This is a genomic window from Hassallia byssoidea VB512170 (assembly GCF_000817785.2).
Lineage (GTDB): Bacteria > Cyanobacteriota > Cyanobacteriia > Cyanobacteriales > Nostocaceae > Hassallia > Hassallia carrinoi.
Map to the genome: position 1 here is coordinate 1 of NZ_JTCM02000016.1, position 20,533 is coordinate 20,533.

Consider the following 20,533-nt stretch of genomic DNA (forward strand, 5'->3'; position numbering starts at 1 on the left):
TTCGGGGAGACGCGAAGCGCGAACATAAAAAATACTCGTGGGTGGTTGCGGATCTACCTAACTTGCCTGTCCACATTTGTCGTGGGTTATTGCAGGGGGAACAAAATAAAGTTGCACACTGGGTTAATTAGTTAAGACAAAGGACAAATAACCAAGGACAATTGAGGAGATATTGTGGCGTACTGGGTGAAAATCCTTTACGAGAGGAAAGAATATGTAATCAATATTGAGCGTGTTAATGCCTTTTGTTATGAACCAAATGGCAGGGTGACATTTTGGCTACCTGATAGTGCGTTGCCGATTGTGATTAACCCGCAAAGCAATATAGAAGACTATCAAAAGATTCTCAATTATATAGAAAGTGTTACAGCTTTGCAATTAGAGAACGCTTACTGGGTGAAAATTCTTTATGAAAAAAATGAATATGTAATTAATCTCACCTGCATCAATTCATTTTGTCATGAATCTAACGGGAGGATAACTTTTTGGTTGCCAGATGGGACGATTCCGATCATTATTAATCCGGTGAGTAATCCAGATTCGTATCAGAAGGTTATGGATTATGTTTATAAGGCAACGGGATATTCTTTATGAGTGAGGAGTTAGGAGTTAGGAGTTAGGAGTTGAAAAGTATTTTGCACTATTCTTAACTGTAACCCACATTCCCGCCCTGAACTAAAGTACCCTTCGGGAACGCTGCGCGAACGGGCTAATAGCTTAAGTCCACGCTTTGTGGACTAGTAAAGGATTTTAGTCCACAAAGCGTGGACTATTGCTATTAGCCAGGGAATTTATTCCTTGGCGGTTGTTGGCACTGATGCAAGATTTGCGTTTCAAGAAAGCCTGGATTATCCGATAAAGTTATAGCGTATGTAGAACAAAAAATTGCATAAGCCAAAAAGTGTTTGATATTTTGCACCCGACGATTAAAATCGCGGTTCATCTTGCACACAAACGCTCGTCTGCCTGCGCGGACTAATTAGCGTTCTTCTTTGCGCCTCTGCGTCTTTGCGTGAGATATAAAATTGCATAAGCCAAAAAGTGTGAGATATATGTTTTAGGTAGATAATCAGACTCACACTATCCCTAGAAATACTTATGCATCGACAAAGCCATCGCCTCACCTTCGTTGTGCTACTCACCGCTGTTTTGATGCCTTTTTCTGCCAAATTAACTGCACCATTCCAAGCGTCGCAGGTGTTGGCGCAAACAACCGATGCACGGAAAGCTGAAGCAGACAGACTCAAACAACAGGGTATTCAGCAGCTTGATATCAGTCAATTCGAGGCGGCATTAAAGTCTTTCCAACAAGCATTAATTATCTATCGAGAAATTAAAGACCGTCAAGGCGAGGGAAAGGCGCTGGGCAATCTGGGCATTGCTTACGCTAACTTGGGGGACTACACTAAAGCAATTGAATATGAACAGCAGTGGTTGGCGATCGCACGAGAAATTAAAGACCGTCAAAGCGAAGGAAAAGCGCTGGGTAATCTGGGTCTTGCTTACTATTACCTAGGGAACTACGCTAAAGCGATTGAATATCAACAGCAACATTTAGCGATCGCACGAGAAATTAAAGACCGTCAAAGCGAAGGGAAGGCGCTGGGTAATCTGGGTCTTGCTTACAATTTCCTAGGGAACTACGCTAAAGCAATTGAATATGAACAGCAGGATTTGGCGATCGCACGAGAAATTAAAGACCGTCAAGGCGAAGGTGCGGCGCTGAATAATCTGGGTGTTGCTTACAATTCCCTAGGGGACTACGCTAAAGCGATTGAATACGCACAGCAGGTTTTGCTGATTGTACGAGAAATTAAAGACCGTCAAAACGAAGTTGCGGCGCTGGGTAATCTGGGTGTTGCTTACATTGACCTAGGGAACTACGCTAAAGCGATTGAATACCAAAAGCAAAGTTTGGCGATCGCACGAGAAATTAAAGACCGTCAAAGCGAAGGAAACGCGCTGAACAATTTGGGTCTTGCTCTGTTTGAATCTGGCAAACTTAGTTTAGCAGAGAGTACTCTAATTGAGGGCATCAAGGTTTTAGAATCTCTGCGCGGTGGATTAGAGGATATCAACAAAGTGTTTATTTCTGACACGCAAAGAAATACCTACCGCACTTTACAACAAGTCCTGATTGCTGAGAATAAAACCGATGCAGCGCTCGAAATTGCTGAACGGGGACGTGCGAGGGCGTTTGTGGAGTTACTGAATAAGCGAGTATCGGCAAATAATTCTGTAGTAGATAAGCAACTTGATCCATCTATTGCCCAAATCAAACAAACGGCAAAAGCACAAAATGCAACTTTGGTTCAATATTCGATTATTTACGATGCATTCAAAGTTGAAGGTAAACAACAAACTCACGAATCAGAACTTTATATTTGGGTAGTCAAACCTACAGGTGAAGTGACTTTTCGCAAAGCTGACTTGAAACCCCTATGGCAAAAAGAGAATACAACTCTTGACAACTTTGTAACTATCAGTCGTAAATCTATCGGTGCAAGAGGTCGCGGCGATGGTGACGTGAGTTACAATCCGGCTGTGCAAGCACAAAACCGATTTCAACAGCTTCACAACTTGTTAATCAAACCGATCGCCGATTTATTACCCACCAATCCCAACCAGCGCGTTATTTTCATTCCCCAAGGTTCCCTATTCCTCGTTCCCTTCCCAGCTTTGCAAGATACCAACGGCAAGTATTTAATTGAAAAACATACCATCCTCACCGCCCCAGCAATTCAGGTATTAGATTTAACGCATCGGCGGAGACTGGGGAGTAGGGAGTGGGGAGTGGGGAGGGGGGGAATATTAATTGTGGGTAATCCTACCATGCCCAGTGTGCCATTTGCCCCAGGAGAAAAGCCGCAGCAATTAGACAGTTTACCTGGCGCCGAAACCGAGGCAAAAGCGATCGCTAGCCTTTTCAATACCAAAGCGATTATCGGTAATCAAGCGACGAAAACAGCGATCGTTCAAAAAATGACTAAAGCCAGAATTGTGCATTTAGCCACACACGGCTTATTGGATGATTATAAACAATTGGGCGTACCGGGTGCGATCGCTCTTGCCCCATCCGGAAATGACAATGGCTTACTTACAGCTTACGAAATCCTTGACCTAAAATTAAACGCGGAATTAGTCGTTTTGAGTGCTTGTGACACTGGTAGAGGTAGAATTACAGGTGATGGCGTAATCGGGCTATCTCGTTCTTTAATTACAGCAGGTGTCCCTAGTGTGATGGTGTCTTTGTGGAAAGTACCAGACGAACCCACAGCATCCCTAATGAGTGAATTTTATAAAAATCTTCAAAATAACCCTGACAAAGCCACAGCCTTACGTCAAGCCATGCTGACAACCATGAAACAGAATCCTCAACCTTTGGACTGGGCTGCTTTTACCCTAATTGGTGAGTCAGAATGATTGTACTGCTTTAGTACATAGACCCGTAGTAAGCGATTCATCGCTTATCTTGGGTACTAAAGTCCCCACTACGAGCAATAATTAATTCTCCAATGCGCTTCAATATACTCACTACCTGGTATAATTCTGAATCGCGTTCAATAGATAGCGCATAAGACCGTGCATACTTAGGTTGTTCTTGTTTAATTAACTTAACAAAAACAAACTCCCTACCGTTGACAAGTAAACCAAAAGTTGGTTGTGCAGAATTTGGGTTATCAAGCATATAAGCGAGTGCTTGGGGTAGGGCTACCATCACATCAAGTTTACTGCTTTTAGATTCGATAACAAGTACCCAAAAACGCTTTTGAATAACAAGGACATCAATATTTCCTTTAACAACAAAGCCCTCATCTTCAGCAGAAATCTCAATAGATGTCTCGGTTTCAATCTCAAAAGGAGGTTGATAAAATCCAGCTAAATCGAGTAGAGGAGACAATATTACCATCTTTACCGCCTCTTCTGACATCGGACGGCGCTTATTCAAGTTAAAATAATTGCTTTGCACTCGTGCGTAGACGCGTTCGCCCTTGGCGTTGCCGCAGGCTAGCGGCTTGTCTGTGACATCGCTTGTTTTTCACCATCAGTCAGAGTCGGTAAATTCTCTGCCCACTCTGAAAAAAAGTCGGTATCTTTGATAACTTGCAAACCAAATTTTTCTTCTAATTCGTAAAGACTGATATCTCTAGCTGGAATTGTTTTAACCATAAATCTAACATCCCAAATGGTGTTGCAATGCCAACTTTGCTGCACCCACCATTCCCGCAGAATTGCCCAACTCAGCTTGCAATATTTGTAACCCCACGCGAGAAGTAGCAAGCACTCGTCGCTCAATTTCTGCCTTAACAGTTGGTAAGAAAAACTCAAAACTAGCGCTGACACCACCACCAAGAACGATCGCCTGCGGTGTCAATACATAAACCAAACTACTCAAACCAGCGCCTAAATCCTTACCATAATTTTGCCAAAAAGTCAACGCCTCCGCATCTCCCGCTTGCGCCAAAGCGCCCAATTTCGCTGGTTCTTTCCCGGTGCGGCGACGAATTGCCACGACGGAAGTATACTGCTCCAAAGAACCTTGATTACCGCTATTACACATTGGACCTGAGGGATTTAAGGTAATCAAACCTAACTCTCCGGCGGCTCCTTGATGCCCAACAAACAATTTACCATCTAAAATAACCGCGCCACCAACCCCAGTTCCCAAAGTCAGTAAAATCAGGTTTTGAAAATGGCGACCGGCACCTAACCAAGCTTCTCCCAACCCCGCACAATTAGCATCATTAGCGAGAATCGTAGGTTTGCCAGTTTTCGCTTCTAACCAATCCGCCAAAGGGACATCATGCCATCCTGTCAGGTTGATGGCAACTTTGGCAATGCGTCCAGCAGCATCCGCAGGACCGGGAGTACCGACACCGATCGCCATGCTAAGATTATCTGGGTCAATTTGAGCGATCGCATCCACCATCGCCGCTACAACTGTCTCAGGTGTTGCTGGTTGGGGAGTCGCCACAGTCAAAGATTGCAAACAAGCACCATCCGCAGCAAATCGCCCTAACTTAATCGCCGTTCCCCCCAAGTCAATACCGATTACTTGAGAATTCACCACATTAAACCCAAAAGCGCAAATTTTCAGATTTCAAAAGCATCTTAGCGCCTTTAGGTCTTAGCGCGAAAATCTTCTAATTCCGTCTGCTGGGGTGCAACGCTGAATGCAGCCACACTCACGGGATGAAAACTAGATTTCGCCTGCAAAGATGTTACCGGCGCACCTCGTAAAATACCTGTCAGGGCGACAGAAAGCATAAATCCACCAGCAGCAGCCACGATTAAAGAAAGGTTATCTTTCACACAAATCTCTCAATTGGTTGTTAGTTGTTAGTTGTTAGTTGTTGGTTGTTGGTTGTTAGGTGTTGGTTGATAGTTGTTGGTTGATAGTTGTTGGTGGATAGTTGGAGCGTTGTTGGTTGGCGCTTAACAGTCAACAGTTATCCACTACCCACTATCCACTATCCACTACCCACTATCCACTATCCACCAACTACTAACCAATTCAAACTACTTCCGGATACTATTTTCTTTCCGCAAACGGGGATTGACAAATTCATTTAACCCCTCACCCAGCAGCGACAACCCAACCACCATTAAAGTCATCGCCAAACCAGGAAAAAGCGTAGTCCACCAAATACCTGTGGGTAGTGCTTCTAAAGCTTGTTTTAAATCGTGTCCCCATTCTGCCACTTCTTCGGGAAGTCCTAGCCCCAAAAAGCCCAAACCCCCCAACACCAAAATTGCATCGGCAGCGTTGAGGGTGAAAAGTACGGGTACACTTTGAATTACGTTGAAAAAGAGATATTTAGAAAGAACTTGCCAAGTGTTCGCACCCATTGCTTGTGCGGCTTCAATGAACACTTCAGTTTTAACGCTTACAGTGTGGTTGCGGACAACGCGGTAATATTGGGGAATGTAAGCAATACTAATTGCGATCGCTGCATTTAATATTCCCCTTCCCACCACAAACGCCAGCGTTACGGAAAGCAACAGCCCCGGTAAGGTATAAATGCTATCCATAAAAAACAGCAAAACCTTATCAACTCTACCGCCCAGATAGCCACTCAGCATCCCTAAAGGCACACCGATAAACATACTGAGTGAGGTAGCCAAGATAACCACTTGCAAAGCAGCTTGAGCGCCGAAAACAGTGCGCGAGAACACATCATAGCCCAAGCGACTAGTGCCAAACCAGTGTTTCCCGGAGGGTGCATCGTGAATCGGATTCGCGAGAAAATCTGTAGGATCTTGCAGCCATCCCCAAGCTTGAAAGACCGGAGCGAAAAAAGCCAGGAATACGAAAAACAAAGTAATAGCTATCCCAGTCAGCATTAATTGCCGAGATAAATTGGGATTGCTGGCAAAACTAAAAAATCTGGGTAGCGGTTTTTTGATAACGGTCATGAGCGATCGCAGGTCCGAAGAGCAAGATACGCTGACTATTTTACATATCAGATGAATTAAGGCAAGATGCAAACACAAAAATTAGGAATTGGGAATAGGTAATTGGTAATTGCCCATTGCCCATTCTCCATTCTCAATTCCCCATTACCCATTACCCATTACCCATTCCCCTACAGATTACTTTCAATCAACTTGCGGTACTCGGTTTTTTGCTTGACGCCTTTAACTTCGTTGATCAGTTCTTTATCTTTGAACAGTTGAATCGTCGGTGTTCCTGTGACGTTAGCATTTTGGGCAATATCGCGGTCTTTGTCGATGTCAATTTCTACAAAGTGGATTTTACCATCAAATTCATCCACCACTTTATTTAAGATTGGTTTGAGGGTATGGCAAGGACCGCAGCCAGGAGAAACATATTTGACAAGGATTAGGCGATCGCTTTCGTGGAACAACTTCCGTAAAGCATAACCCCCCGCATGGCGCGTTGCATTGATATCAAATTCTTCTGGGGTTTTCTTCTCAGCAGGCTGATGTTCTAATTCATTATCTGAAGTTTCCGGTTTTTGATGAAATTCTTCAATCAAACCAGTAGAAGACAACCAGCGTTCAGCCAGCATTGCCGCCATACAGCCAGTACCCGCAGCCGTAATTGCTTGACGAAACTCATGATCTTGCACGTCACCAGCCGCAAACACGCCTTCTACACTCGTTTCTACAGTACCGTGTTTGGTGACAACGTAACCCACCTCATCCAGTTCTATTTGTCCTTCAAACAACGACGTATTCGGCTTGTGACCAACAGCGTAGAATAAACCCTTAACATGCAGTTGACTTTCTTCACCGGTTTTGCTATTGCGGATTTTCACTCCTTCCATGTGACCGTTACCGAAAATATCCGCAGCTTCGGTGTTCCAATGTACCTGGATTTTCGGGTTACTCAAAACGCGGTCTTGCATCGCTTTCGAGGCACGCATTTTCTCAGAACGCACCAATAAATTCACCTTTGAACCGTATTTCGTCAGGTAAATCGCTTCTTCTGCTGCCGAGTCACCAGCACCAATTACAGCCAATTCTGCACCGTGGAAAATCGGTGTAGCACCATCACAGATAGCACAAGCCGAGATACCCCGACTCCAGAATTCATGTTCGCTGGGTAAACCCAAACGCTTTGCGGTCGCACCTGTGGCAATAATAATACTGTGGGTTTTAAATTCCCGTTCCTCAGAGCGGACAGTAAAAGGACGCTGAGTTAAATCAACTGATATCACATCTTCAGTATATAACTCCGCTCCCCAACGCTCCGCCTGAGCCTTCATTTGATCCATCAGTTCGGGTCCGGTAATTCCTCGCGGAAACCCCGGAAAGTTCTCAACTTCAGTCGTTGTCATTAACTGTCCCCCTGGTAAACCCCCAGCTTGGAAGCCTTCAAATACCACAGGTTTCAAGTTAGCCCGTCCCGCATAAATCGCCGCTGTGTATCCAGCAGGACCAGAACCGATAATTACTAAGTTTTCTACTGTAGGATTAGTCATAAACAAATAAGCGAACTCATAACGACTTCGGTTAGTATAGCATAATTAATTTGGATTTTGTAGTCGGCGCTTCAGCGCTGAAATCTGAGAAAACGAAACCCCAAAAAGAAAGATTTTTTTCCCAGGTGATATGAAAGCGATCAAAAGTGGGCAAGTTATATCTAGAAAGCAATCAAAATATTACATCGAAACTTTCCGGAGAAACTTATGCTTAAGCCAGAACTGCAAGCCAAATTCCTGCAACACATCAACCGCAAGAAAAAAGATGATGAAGGTTTTACTCTTATTGAATTGCTAGTGGTAGTAATTATTATCGGTATTCTGGCAGCTATTGCTTTACCATCGCTACTTGGTCAAGTCAACAAAGCCAAACAGTCTGAAGCTAAGAATAACATTGGTGCTGTGAACCGCGCTCAACAGGCATTTTTTTTAGAATACCAGGGTTTTGCTAGCAGTCTTTCATCTTTGCAAGCAGGTGTTAAAACTCAAACTGATAACTTCAGTTATGTTGTCGCTAGTGCAGCTGCTAGCGCTAGTTCTTTTGTACAAGTAGTTGCCGTAGCGCAGAAACCTGCTTTGAAATCCTATTATGGCGCAACTTATACAGCAGTTGGAGATGGTAATACTTCTGAAGCGCTAACATTAGCGGTTGCTTGTGAGTCAATTGTCCCAACTAGAACCGTTGCTAGTATATCTACTGCTGCTGCTGCTACTGGCTGTCAAACTGGTTTTACTTCATTAGCAAGGTAAGTCAAACCAGTCTGAAAAACTTTAATTTTTGTGGAAGTGGGTGGTGTATACACTACTCACTTTTAACTTTGTAATTTTCACTTTTAGTTGTGAACTATTTATATGAATACTCGATCTTTACTGAATATTAATCCAGCTGCATTGCAGCAAGCTTACGATTTTATCATTCAAGGTAATTATCTTCTAGCTGCAAATTTATATGAGCAAGCTATTGACACCGAACCTAATATTAAGTGTCATTATTGGTATTTAGGATTAACCTTGCTTTTACAGGGACAAGAAGTAGAAGCGCAAACGACTTGGTTTATGGTGATGATGGAAGGTGAACCGGAAGAAGTCGATAGCTGGAATCAAGAATTAGTAGAAATTCTGGAAACAGAAGCCAAACGCCGTGAAGCACTCGAAGAATATTCCGTTGCCTGGAAAATTAGGCATCAAATCAAAGAAATTTACCCCCAAGATATTCATAATCTCTTACATTTGGTGCAGCTATCCGTCAAGCTGGAGATTTACACAGGCGATGAACTAACCGAACTGGGTTTAATTGAAATACTTCAGTCCGAACCAGATTTAGTAGTAAACATACAGCATTTAATGCAAGTATTGAGGAGTATTTTAACAATTACTTTTTCACATCCTGCCTTATTAGATTTTGTTCAAGTTTCTTTAAAATATATCAAAAATAACTTAGAGGATTTTTATAATATTTTGTTACCAGCAGCGATGGAAATTGCTTATTCGCAAAAACAAAGCGCCATTGCCGCTAGGCTTGGAGAAATGTATTTGCAATTAGAGCCAGAAAATCCAGATTTTTTACTAAATTTATCAGGATTTTATCAAAACGCTGGTGAGTACGCTCAAGGTATAGAAACTGCAAAAAAATCATACTATTTATTAAAAGAGTTAGCAGATTTGATTTTTGCAAATCGTCAGATTATGCGTGGTTTAATGACTGCTGGCGGATATTGGCAAGAGGCTTATGAGACACATTATCATCAAGAATCACTACTAAAATCACTGATTGCAGAACAACCCACTTATATTAAAGATTTACAAGTATCAAGACTTTACAATGCAAACTATTTTGCACCTTATATAGAAGACAATCCCAGGAAAAATAGACAGTTTCAAAATCAATTAATGCAGTTGTGTCAAAAAAATACCGAAAATTTTGCTAAACAAAAAGTAGAGCGGTATCGTGACAGTCTGTTAAACCGCAAACAATCTAATAAGTCTTCAGATAGAAGATTAAAAATCGGATACGTATCTCATTGTCTCAAAACTCATTCAGTTGGTTGGCTAGCACGCTGGCTATTTGAACATCACGATAGTGAAAATTTTGAAATTAATGCTTATTGCTTATTTAATCAACCTATTTTTGATCCATTATATGAATGGTATTTAGAGAAAGTATCAAAAGCTTATAACTCTAACAATGTTTTTCAAATTGCCGAGCAAATTCATCAAGATGAAATCGATATTTTGATTGATCTAGATAGCATTACCCTAGACCTGACTTGTCATATCATGGCAATTAAGCCAGCACCAGTGCAAGCAACTTGGTTAGGTTTAGATGCTTCAGGTATCCCCACAATTGATTACTACATTGCCGATCCTTACGTTTTACCAGAAACCGCTCAAGAATACTACAGTGAAAAAATATGGCGTTTACCTCAAACTTATATAGCTGTAGATGGATTTGAGATAGGTGTACCAACATTACGTCGTGATGACTTAAATATCGAGAGTGATGCAGTCGTTTATATTTGCACCCAGCGAGGTTTCAAGCGACATCCAGATACAATGCGGTTGCAATTGCAAATTATTAAAGAAGTGCCAAATAGCTACTTCTTAATTAAAGGTATGGCTGACGAAAAATCTACTAAAAATTTCGTTTATCAGCTAGCTGAAGAAGAAGGTGTAGATTGCTCCAAACTGCGTTTCCTCCCAGAAGTTTTATCGGAAGCAACTCATCGTGCCAATTTAGGAATTGCTGATATTGTGTTAGATACTTATCCTTACAATGGTGCCACAACAACTTTAGAAACTTTGTGGATGTGCATTCCAATGGTGACAAGAGTAGGTGAGCAATTTGCTGCTCGCAACAGTTATACCATGATGATGAATGCAGGTATCACAGAAGGCATTGCCTGGACAAATAAAGAATATGTAGAATGGGGTGTGCGTTTGGGTAAAGATGAAGCTTTACGGCAGAAAATAGCCGTGAAACTCAAAGCATCGCGGAAAACTGCACCACTTTGGAATGCCAAGCAATTTACTCGTGAGATGGAGAAAGCTTACCAGCAAATGTGGCAACGGTATATTGAAGGCTGTTGATACTATAGCAATCATATTTGATTTGTGAAAATTGCAAACATCAGAAGCCCGGTTTATTGAATAAACCGGGCTTCTTGCCTCTCACGAAAGATTTAGGATTGCTATGTTTTTAGAGTATTGAAAATAAAGGCATCAAAAAGGAATGTCCTTATTTTATTAGTCTCTAAGTGCCTTATCTTTTACAATAGTGGGGTGTCATACCGATAAGGCTGTCTAAATCGTAGGATAGTAAATTTTCTGCTTTCACTTGTGCGATCGCCTGTTTATTTTCACGTTCCAAAACAATTCTCGCCTGAATGCGAGACAACATAGCTTCCCACTGAATATTCGCCAAATTACCAACTAGAGAAATTTCTAGTCCTTCTGTTATATCCAAATCTTCTTCCATCAGCATATTCATTGTCACACCAGATAACAAAAGTTCGGCATCCTCATGATAAATTTCACTAGTATCAATTAGTAAGGTTGTACGGTTACTATCGGGATGAGTTGCGATCGCGCCAATCACTTTTTGCAATTCTAAAGCGAGTAATTCTTCTGGCTGTGACCAATCTGGAAATATAATTAAATTAGTTTCTTTGAGATTTAATCGTTGAAGAGTAGTATCAATTAACACTGAGCTAACTTCTTGCGCCATTTTTGACCAGGAAAACTGCTTCGCTTGTTTTAATCCAGCAGCAATCAGAGAGTTGCGAACAGATGGCTTTTGTATCTCACACAGCGCATTTGCCATACCCTCAATATCATCATCTTGCACATATAATGCTGCTTTTCCTGCTACTTCTGGAAGTGAAGCGTTGGGACAAGTAATCACAGGACAACCACAAGCGATCGCTTCCAAAACTGGCAAACCAAAACCTTCATATTGGGAAGGATAAATCAGCGCTATTGCACCAGAGTAAGCTATTTTCAATTCTTCATCACTAAGTTGCAACATATGGACAGTACTACCCGATGTATATCCTCTTAATTGTTCATCGAGTAAGCCTCTAGTGCCTGTACAGACAATATCAAATGCTTGTTTGCTATGAAGTTGAGCAAAAGCCGCTAAAAATAGAATAGTATTTTTATAGCCGCCTATACTCACTATTATAAAATAGGGTTTAGAAATGCCGTACTTGGTTTGAAAGCGATTAATATCTTCCTGAGTCGCTGGCGAAAATATTTGATGATTAACGCCATTTTTGGCAATTTTTACCGATTCTAAGGATATTTGAGGAAAACACTTTGTCAAATCCCGTGCGGTATTTTCTGAAACTGCGATATAGGCTGCTGCATGTTGGATTCCATAGTGTTTTTCTCGCCACATGGGATTATTTAGATTCCATCCAAATACTTCGGGAATCATGTCATGTGCCAAAAATACAGAAGCTGTCGTAGTCGGTGTTGTGTAGTAAGTAGAGATAAATAAATCAGCACCTTCTTCATTGCATACTTCTTGTAGCATTTCCCGGTCAGCGTCCGTGTTATCGTAATTATAATGCGGTAAAGTACGATATCTAATACCAGAAACTTTCGGAGCGGTTCCAGCACGATCAATTACAAGAATATACTTCGCAAAACCGTTGTTTACCCATTCTTCTAATAAGGATTTCCAGACACGAGCAATACCAGTTTGGTAAAGCTGAAAGAAGACACCATCAACAATAATTATTGGCTTGGTTTTTTTTATTTTTGGAATTTGTGTTTGCACCTTATCTGGTGGTACAAATAACCAATTAGTGCTATTTGATGATTTTTTGGCAATTGGTACTAGACCATATGATTCACTAATATCAACCATTGTGTCGTCTTGTACCCATGAAAAATATTGCCGCAGCAACACAGGAAATTTAGTTTCTTCCTGCAAAGCTTTCCACTGTTCAACAGCATTTGTATAACCATAGTATTGTTCTTTAAATTGTAATTGTTCTGGTGTTACATATGCAAAATGTTGAAACACCAAACCATATTTTTCAGTTTCATCATGCAGAAAAGGATTTAAATTCGCAACATTTTGCCATTGACCATTTGGCAAAGGTTCTTCTAATCTTGGTGGTTCATGTGCTACCCATACGGCTCCAGGTTTATATCGCCACGTTCTTAACCACTCTTGTTGAGGATTTTGAGTATAACAATTGCGAGTGCTGATAATTAAATTTTCTCCGACAAAATACCAGCACCAATAAAAAGCAGCAGTTTTGTTAGGATTATCAATAAACATCTGTCGAGCAGTACTAAACTGCTCAACTGTCCATAATTCATCTACATCTAATTGCCAGAGTAAACATTCTTCATGGATGTTAAAGAGTGGCTCATTTACCATTTCCCGTTTTCCATTCCAAAAGATACCTTCTGGCTTGCGATAAACTGTAATTTGGTCGGGATATTGGCTTGCCAGTTCATCTAAATATTCTGTTGTCCCATCATTGCTCCAACCATTATGGTGGATTTTATCACTTATATGTCCGCCCTGTTGGATACTCCATCCAGTATCGTGCTTTAATTCTGCTACACCCTCAACAATGTGCCAATGCCATTTAAATGGTAGTTGTTTGAAAGCTTCAATGTGATAGCGGATAAACGGTTCACCGTTTAAAACAATAGTAAAAAAGTGAATTGGTAAATTTGAGTAGTTCTCTATTTTCGGGCTAACTTTTAATTGAGAATTGTTTGCTCTTTGAAAAACTGAATAACCATTACGAAGAGAAATATTTTGAGTAACTATTTGATAATTGGTATCTGCAAGTAGTCTTTGATGATTTTGATAGTTTTTGAAAGCGTTGATATCATCAAGTAAAATATACTTAGCACCATAAACTTCATCTAGCTCACTTAAACCAGTAAATTCTGAGCCATCAATTAATACTACATCAAAGTATTCAATATTATTTTGTTCCTTAATTTTTTTAATTCCATTTTGAGGTACACCTGACTTGTTTAAATATTCAATATCTTGATTAAGCCAGTCTAAGATTTGCCGAAGGGGATAATAGTTTAAATTTGTCCTGGTTGTATTGTAAAAATTAATTAATTCATTTGGAGTGGGAAAATTTTCAATCGCAACAGATGAAAGGTTATAGCATTTAACAAAAGAATCATTCGCATAATTTTTTTTGAGTTGACTAAATCTAGTTTGAGAAACCTCCATGCAGAAGAGTGTAGGCTTATTTGGGTTTTTTCTAATGCCTGTTACAAAGGCTTCTGTACTTCCTTCGCCTGAAGATGAACCAATTTCTAAAATTGTTTTAATGTCTTGTGTTCTAGCAATTATTTGAATTAAATTAGAAAATTCGTCGTTTTTAATTTCCGCTGATATCAAGTTATTTAGTTGAGAATTTAATACGGGCTCATTTAAGTTCTTCTCAATCAAAACTTGTACATCCAGAGAAATTTCATCATAGTTCCATTCTGATGTGTGAATTGTTTTTGGGTTTGCTAAGTAAAAATGACGTCCGCCATTTCGTGGATCTATCTGTGAATAGCGACGAACTTTAGCGCGTCGTTTTTCTTCGTTATTAATAAAAAAATCTAAATGATATATACTTAGTTCAGTTAAACATATTCCTTCATGATTTAAATTATGAAGGGTTTCGTGAATCAACCCAGTATAAAATAAGTTTTTGTTATATTTAAATAAACGACGCTGAAAATCAGGATAGTGTGGTTTAGTAGTAATATAGTGATGCTTGCTGAAAGTGCTAATCCACTTCCTAGGAATCCAAAAATTATCGGTATCTAACTCGCTGTTAGATTCTTTAATAAAACGTAAAAACTCTTTTGTACTTTGATTAATAAATTCGTCAGAGTCAAGAACAAAAACCCAATCTGTTTGAACTGAACTCAAATATACATTCCGCTGTTGTGCATGATTCCCAGACCATGCTGAATGGATGATGTTAGCTTTATAATTAGATGCAATTTCACAAGTTGAATCTGTACTACCACCATCGACGATGATTAGCTCGTCACAAATATTCTCTAAAGATTCTAGAGCAATGGCTAATGTTTTTTCGGCATTTTGCACCATCATGCACACAGAAAGACTAGGCATATAATATTCAAGCTCCTTTATTTGATAATTTGTGTAATAACAATGATGTACAAGTTATTAAAGTTTTGCCGAGCAACAAAAACAGTAGTTTGTTAGCGATCGCTCTTACTTCTTTCCTACTTGTTTCTTCATCTGCTCTAACAAAGCTTTATACTCTTTGCGTTCAGGTTGCAGTTTTACCAGTTTCTCTAACGGTTCAACAGCCCCTTTAACATCTTTTAGCTGTAGCCTCGCATTTACCAACCCCTCTAAAGCCACTCGGTTTTCTGGTTCGCGTTGCAAAACCAACTCAAAACCCCGCTGTTGTTGTTTTAATGAAGACTCAACAGACGCAGTTGCTGACTGGGGTTTCTGAGTAGCCTTTTCTATTGCAGGAATCACCGCAAACGCTGTAGAACCGGCGAAGGAGATTATAGACACAAATCCAGCAATCTTTTGCAGACGCTGCGATCGCTTCATCCGCGCCATCATGTATTCTTTTTCAGATATAGCCATCTTTGAACTGCTGTAGTAACTTGACTGAATTTGGCTGAAGGCAAAATACAACTATATACGGATTGACTAAATAATCAATTTATGCGTTGCAAGAACGAGATATTTTGCCGATCAGAGCAAAATCGCTCTGAATGAAATCGACCCGACTCTCATCGGTAATTGCCCATGCTCAGGATACCCATCGACAACTCAGGAACTAACATTTGTGCGAAAAATTTCGCAGCAATAATGCGCGATTTTCTTGGATTTGGCTGTCGCGCAACCTCAGAGTGCTTGCCCTGAAACAGCTTGGGCGTTTTTTTGCGCTTTGCTGTGGTGCGATCGCCTTTTACAAGTCTCAAATTATTACTTCTGCGTGCAATAAAAAAATACACCCATCGGCAGTTAGTGTAGAATTGTTTTTAGTATCATAGTTATAGAAGCGCAAAACCGCTGTTTGTAATTTGCCTTTGCGATTTGTGACAAGCAAAAATATTAAATTTAGATAAATATGTCCGGTTAGTTAGTCCAACCCTAAATATTTGCGGTATCGTGAATAACGTTTCGCTCAAAGAGACGGTGAATATTTCCAGGCAACTGCAAAGTTTACCCTTAGTCAAAAATTTCCACTGAACCCCTTGTGCTATAAGTTGCTTATCACTCATACGCCTGCTTTGTGTTACTAGAAAAAATAAAGTCTTACTAGCCGTCCTTACAATTGCTATATCTGCAAGTTCCAGGACGACTAATTTTTTTGCTCGGTGTCTACAACTGCTTGGTGGTATTTTAGTTTTGAGGTAGTGATTACCGTACAAAACCGAAATCATCACAACGCAACTAGAGTTAGTTATGGTACAGTTAAGAAGTTAAGACTGGCTTTGCCAAAGTACAACTCTACGCATCGGCAAAAATCCCCCAAGGGAAAGCAGTTTTGATTAAGAATTTACCATACAAAATCTGAATTCATTCGAGGCTATGACTCAGCAGCAAGTAATTCACCCTATGGTGAAATTGCAGCGTAACGTGCAATCACTCGTAGAATCTAAAATTATCAAGCCAACCGACAGCATTTGGAAAATCGCGTTGCTTTACGGCAACGAATGGCAGTACTGGAAACAGGAACTGCTAGATTTTGGCTTTACTATGCAAGACCCAATTGGCGACTTGTTAGCAGTAGAAGCTTGGGACGAAGAGTCAGACTGAGGACAAGGAGGACAAGGAGACAGGGAGACAAGGAGACAAGGAAGAATTTCTCCCTTGTCTCCCCCCTCTCCCTTGTCTTCCTCATCTTCCCCTACTCCTTGCTCCCCACTCCTCCTATTGGCAAGTAGCTAATGCGGCAGCGAGTTCTTTCGCTGTTTGGTAGCGATCGCGTGGCAGTGGTTCTGTAACGCGGTCAATAACCTCTTTTAATTTCGGAGTAAAAGTGGGAACGCTTGCCAAATCAAATCGGAAATTTCGACCCCGCTGGCGGTAAAACTTAAAAGGATTTTCGCCTGTTAGTAAAAAAATTAGTGTAGGTCCAATCGCGTACAAATCGGATTGTGTCAAAGGTTGTCCTCGCTCTTGTTCGGGGGCACAATAACCTTCTGCACCAATGCGAGTTCCCGGCGCGGTGCCAATTTCTTTCACAGCGCCAAAATCCAGCACCACTATCTGATTATTAGAACTTCGCACCATCAGGTTAGCGGGTTTAATATCGCGGTGAATTAGTGGTGGATCTTGCCTGTGGAGATAATCTAATATGTCACAGGTTTGGATCATCCAGGCGATCGCACGAGAAGGGGTGACAGGTCCTGTGGTATAAACTAATTTTTCTAAATCCTGACCGTGGACTAATTCCATTGCCAGGTATTTTTTGCCGCTATCCACAAAAAAGTCATAATACTTAGGAATTCCTGGATGACTCAGGGATTTAAGAGTATACGCCTCGCGTTCAAACAATTCTTGAGCCTTGGCAATTTTCGCCATATCAGCATTCATTTGCTTCAACACCAGCAATTGTGGATATCCAGCAATCCAACCTGCTGCATCCCAAGCTAGATAGGTAGTCCCCATACCTCCCTGTCCAAGCGTCCGCAACACCTGATAGTAGCGAATTACTTTTTGCACTGTCAGCGGTTGACCGCAGTGGATGCAAAATAGATTGTTAGGAGAATTACCTTCGTGGGTGCAAGTTGAGCGTGAAGTTGCAGGAGTTTTTGCTGAGACTATTTCTATAAAACTCTTTGCAGTTGCTTCGATTTCCCCGCCAACTTCTTTACCCGCCAATTTAGGAGCGGGTAATTTTATTGGCTGAATTTCAAATTTAAGTAGCGGTCCGCCCTGTGCCAATTGCAACAGGGAATTGTCTGGCAGCAAACTCTGTGTCACCAAGACACTATTGAGGAAAGTGCCATTTGTGCCTTGGCTAATTACCTGCCAAGAACCACCATTGTTGCCAGAATTAATTTGCTTAAGTTCTAGATGATACCGAGAAACTAAATTATCAGTTAAAACAACCTGATTATCTGCCGCTCGACCAATCCGAATTACGGAGCAGTCTTCAAAGCACCACTGCTTGAGCGGCGTTTTTTCTTGCGCGTCTAACAGGGTCAGAGTAACCACAATATAAGGTAATGTTAGTTGGTAGTTGTTAGTTGATAGTTGTTGGTGAACCACTGCGTTGGGGAGGCAGTGCGGTCTTCTCCCAAAGGGAGAGGCTAGCGCCAAGGGGAGCCAGTCGCTTGCGGGGGTTCCCCCCGTTGTGCGACCTGGCGTGTTTCCCCAAGTGGAGCATCTGCCGTCGGCTCTGCCGACAGTCACGCAAGTGGTGAACCCGAAGGGTTGTTAGTTGGTAGTTGGTAGTTGTTAGTTGATAGTTGTTGGTTCTTAGTTGTTGGTTGACGGTTAACAGTTATCAACTATCCACGCTCCCACTAACTATTTTTTTGACTTTCGACGTTGGGACGGACTTTTGCCCGGATGAGTACAGCAGTAATGTTGTCATGACCATTGTGTTGATTCGCTAAATCAATTAACTCTCGGACTCCGCGTTCTAAGTTAGCACCATAACTTAGCAGCGGTTCTAAGTGAGTAGAAAAATGAATTTCTAGTAAATCATTATCTGATAAACCGTCCGAAGCGAGGATGAAGAGTGTATCTTGATTAATCTCGAAAAATTGCACATCGGGATTAATCAAGTTTTCGTCTCGTGGACCCAGAGCTTGAGTAAGTTGATAAGCATCTGGGCGAGCGTAAGCTAAATTTGGTTCAACTCCACGAGCAATTTCCCGTTGACCGACTTCATGATCTACCGTTATTTGTTTAAGTTTGTCCTTGCGAGTCAGCTTATACAAGCGACTATCCCCCACATGAGCAACTGCTGCTTGAGTGTCTTGGATTAAAAGCATTACCAAGGTAGTGCCCATGCGACCGACGCCAGAACGGGCATCTTGTTGATTAACATCGTAAATTGCCTGATTTGCTAAAAGTACTGCCTCAGCGATGCTGTCTTCACTTGGGAGTTGGTTAGAAAGCCAATGTTTTTGGAAGTATTCTCGCAGGGTGGTAACTGCCAACTCACTGGCGACTTCACCACCAGCGTGTCCACCCATTCCATCGCAGAGAATATATAAACCACGGGCTTGCAAAGCTCGGTTTTTGGGCAATTCTAGTTTGTTAATTTTGGTTTCAACACCAAAAAAGTCTTCATTGTGTTGGCGTTGACGCCCAACATCCGTGCGTCCTGCATCTTCTAGGCTGATTAACTGCATCGGCAGCACCACTGTTGGCATATCATCGCCTCTAGGGGCGGTATCTTCTGTGTCGTCTAATTGCAGGATAGTCGGCGATGGAGTATGTTCTTTTACTGTTGGTTCGGTTGCGGTTGTGGCTGGTTGCAGTTCAGCGGCGATCGCCTCCAAACGCGATCGCAATTGAGCGATCGTTTCAATCTTACCTAACTCAATCTCGCCTAACAACTGTATCACAGAGCCAGATTGAGTGCGTTGCGACTGTCTAAATAACGCCTGCCAAACACGTCCCAAAGCTTCAATTGTTAAAGGTTGCGCTTCGGCATCTGACAATTCAGCAGAATTCTTTGTATGTCTTTCTACGTTTAATTTTTGTAGTGCCAGCGTCTGGTCTTCATCCAAGCGCAAATTCGATAACTCCAACAGACTTTGACGACAATTCAATGGTTCTAATAGCGCCCATAGTTGAGTCATCTGATAAAACCAATGTAATATTTGTAACGAAGTTATATTATCATCTTGCCATAATTCGGCTAAATACTGCCAATGCGATCGGTTCTCAATGAGTACCACCATTCTCTGGTTTTCCTGCCATGCATCGTGAATTGATGGTATTTCTGGGTGAGACCCTGCTTGCAAAGCAATATAAGGTTTAGCGAGGTTAGGAATTCTGGCTGCTTCGGTTGATGGCGCAATCAAATTGTTTTGCTGATTTCTTAGTATTGCCAGTAGCGGCGACACTTGATATGGTTGGCAGTCTAAAACTCTCACGCACAGCTCAGTATGAGCGGCAACTTCTGATAGTGCTGGTAGCGGATCTAACAGTTGATAGCGCTGTTGCGAGTCTAAATAAGAGCCAACCGGGAGTTCAGAAAAGGCGATTAAGCCAGAAGGAAAGCTCGCTTGGGCGAATTGGGGTGAAAGACAGACAAGGGGAGAATCATCTTCTAAGCTTTTTATCTTTTGATCTTCGGGTTCACTTTCCTTGACTTCCTCGACAAAAGTCTCTTCTTTGGCAATAATTGCCCACCAAATTGTGCCGCATTCCGCGCCGCAGTTGTGACATCGTTCTGTATTGACAGCCACAGCGCTACTGCATTTTGGACAAACCTTTTGCGTCAAGGACGTGCCACAGTTTTGACAGAACTTGTTGGTATTAGAGTTTTCAAATTTACACTGGGGGCAAATCAGCATTGTGGAAGTTCCTTAATTCCCGTTCCTGGCGTGCTTCTGACCACTACAATCGATGCATTGCC

14 protein-coding genes and 1 pseudogene are annotated in these 20,533 nt (G+C 41.5%); 5 read left to right on the forward strand and 10 right to left on the reverse strand.

Annotated elements, in window-relative coordinates:
- Positions 1-174: 174 nt before the first annotated feature.
- Both PI95_RS10205 and PI95_RS10210 read left to right on the forward strand, forming a co-directional pair.
- On the forward strand, positions 175-594 hold the full coding sequence (locus PI95_RS10205) for a hypothetical protein (RefSeq protein WP_039739103.1): 420 nt from the start codon (positions 175-177) through the stop codon (positions 592-594).
- 504 nt (positions 595-1,098) lie between these two features.
- Positions 1,099-3,423: a CHAT domain-containing protein gene (locus PI95_RS10210; protein ID WP_052324771.1), complete on the forward strand. Its 2,325-nt coding sequence runs from the start codon at positions 1,099-1,101 to the stop codon at positions 3,421-3,423.
- Positions 3,424-3,460: 37 nt separating this feature from the next.
- On the opposite strand, the pseudogene PI95_RS10215 reads toward PI95_RS10210, so the two are convergent.
- The 5 genes and pseudogenes from PI95_RS10215 to trxB form a co-directional block, all read right to left on the reverse strand.
- Positions 3,461-4,170: pseudogene (locus tag PI95_RS10215) on the reverse strand (type I restriction endonuclease subunit R).
- A 4-nt stretch (positions 4,171-4,174) separates the two neighbouring features.
- Entirely contained in the window at positions 4,175-5,071 is an 897-nt protein-coding gene (locus PI95_RS10220; RefSeq protein ID WP_039739107.1) for an ROK family protein, read from the reverse strand.
- 50 nt (positions 5,072-5,121) lie between these two features.
- Positions 5,122-5,313: a hypothetical protein gene (locus tag PI95_RS10225; protein WP_039739108.1), complete on the reverse strand. Its 192-nt coding sequence runs from the start codon at positions 5,311-5,313 to the stop codon at positions 5,122-5,124.
- Between the two features lie 207 nt (positions 5,314-5,520).
- The gene (locus PI95_RS10230; RefSeq protein WP_039739109.1) at positions 5,521-6,417 is read right to left on the reverse strand and encodes an ABC transporter permease; all 897 of its coding nucleotides are present in this window, start codon (positions 6,415-6,417) and stop codon (positions 5,521-5,523) included.
- 170 nt (positions 6,418-6,587) lie between these two features.
- A complete protein-coding gene (gene trxB, locus PI95_RS10235) occupies positions 6,588-7,949 on the reverse strand; it encodes a thioredoxin-disulfide reductase (RefSeq protein ID WP_039739114.1) in 1,362 nt (453 codons plus the stop codon).
- Between the two features lie 207 nt (positions 7,950-8,156).
- Between trxB and PI95_RS10240 the strand changes: the two genes are divergently transcribed.
- On the forward strand, positions 8,157-8,699 hold the full coding sequence (locus tag PI95_RS10240; RefSeq protein WP_039739115.1) for a type IV pilin-like G/H family protein: 543 nt from the start codon (positions 8,157-8,159) through the stop codon (positions 8,697-8,699).
- 102 nt (positions 8,700-8,801) lie between these two features.
- The gene (locus PI95_RS10245) at positions 8,802-11,036 is read left to right on the forward strand and encodes an O-linked N-acetylglucosamine transferase, SPINDLY family protein (protein WP_039739116.1); all 2,235 of its coding nucleotides are present in this window, start codon (positions 8,802-8,804) and stop codon (positions 11,034-11,036) included.
- Positions 11,037-11,208: 172 nt separating this feature from the next.
- Here PI95_RS10245 and PI95_RS10250 read toward each other — a convergent pair whose 3' ends face one another.
- The 3 genes from PI95_RS10250 to PI95_RS10260 form a co-directional block, all read right to left on the reverse strand.
- The gene (locus PI95_RS10250; RefSeq protein WP_236117020.1) at positions 11,209-15,069 is read right to left on the reverse strand and encodes a glycosyltransferase; all 3,861 of its coding nucleotides are present in this window, start codon (positions 15,067-15,069) and stop codon (positions 11,209-11,211) included.
- A 105-nt stretch (positions 15,070-15,174) separates the two neighbouring features.
- Complete coding sequence (locus tag PI95_RS10255) at positions 15,175-15,564, reverse strand: tetratricopeptide repeat protein (RefSeq protein WP_039739117.1); 390 nt, start codon at positions 15,562-15,564, stop codon at positions 15,175-15,177.
- Positions 15,565-15,713: 149 nt separating this feature from the next.
- Positions 15,714-15,905 (reverse strand): hypothetical protein, encoded by a 192-nt coding sequence (locus PI95_RS10260; protein ID WP_163518770.1) that lies wholly within the window; start codon positions 15,903-15,905, stop codon positions 15,714-15,716.
- 613 nt (positions 15,906-16,518) lie between these two features.
- Here PI95_RS10260 and PI95_RS10265 point away from each other — a divergent pair.
- A complete protein-coding gene (locus tag PI95_RS10265; protein ID WP_029633725.1) occupies positions 16,519-16,746 on the forward strand; it encodes a DUF4327 family protein in 228 nt (75 codons plus the stop codon).
- Positions 16,747-16,860: 114 nt separating this feature from the next.
- Here PI95_RS10265 and PI95_RS10270 read toward each other — a convergent pair whose 3' ends face one another.
- The gene (locus tag PI95_RS10270) at positions 16,861-18,150 is read right to left on the reverse strand and encodes a protein kinase domain-containing protein (protein WP_039739123.1); all 1,290 of its coding nucleotides are present in this window, start codon (positions 18,148-18,150) and stop codon (positions 16,861-16,863) included.
- 311 nt (positions 18,151-18,461) lie between these two features.
- Positions 18,462-20,471, reverse strand: a complete 2,010-nt coding sequence (locus PI95_RS10275; RefSeq protein ID WP_039739125.1) for a serine/threonine phosphatase — start codon at positions 20,469-20,471, stop codon at positions 18,462-18,464.
- Positions 20,472-20,533 lie beyond the last annotated feature (62 nt).

Bases quoted from the DNA above. Each gene is read 5' to 3' on its own strand.
- PI95_RS10210 (WP_052324771.1), top strand. From the start codon at position 1,099: ATGCATCGACAAAGCCATCGCCTCACCTTCGTTGTGCTACTCACCGCT.
- PI95_RS10230 (WP_039739109.1), bottom strand. From the start codon at position 6,417: ATGACCGTTATCAAAAAACCGCTACCCAGATTTTTTAGTTTTGCCAGC.
- trxB (WP_039739114.1), bottom strand. From the start codon at position 7,949: ATGACTAATCCTACAGTAGAAAACTTAGTAATTATCGGTTCTGGTCCT.
- PI95_RS10240 (WP_039739115.1), top strand. From the start codon at position 8,157: ATGCTTAAGCCAGAACTGCAAGCCAAATTCCTGCAACACATCAACCGC.
- PI95_RS10245 (WP_039739116.1), top strand. From the start codon at position 8,802: ATGAATACTCGATCTTTACTGAATATTAATCCAGCTGCATTGCAGCAA.
- PI95_RS10250 (WP_236117020.1), bottom strand. From the start codon at position 15,069: ATGCCTAGTCTTTCTGTGTGCATGATGGTGCAAAATGCCGAAAAAACA.
- PI95_RS10255 (WP_039739117.1), bottom strand. From the start codon at position 15,564: ATGGCTATATCTGAAAAAGAATACATGATGGCGCGGATGAAGCGATCG.
- PI95_RS10265 (WP_029633725.1), top strand. From the start codon at position 16,519: ATGACTCAGCAGCAAGTAATTCACCCTATGGTGAAATTGCAGCGTAAC.
- PI95_RS10275 (WP_039739125.1), bottom strand. From the start codon at position 20,471: ATGCTGATTTGCCCCCAGTGTAAATTTGAAAACTCTAATACCAACAAG.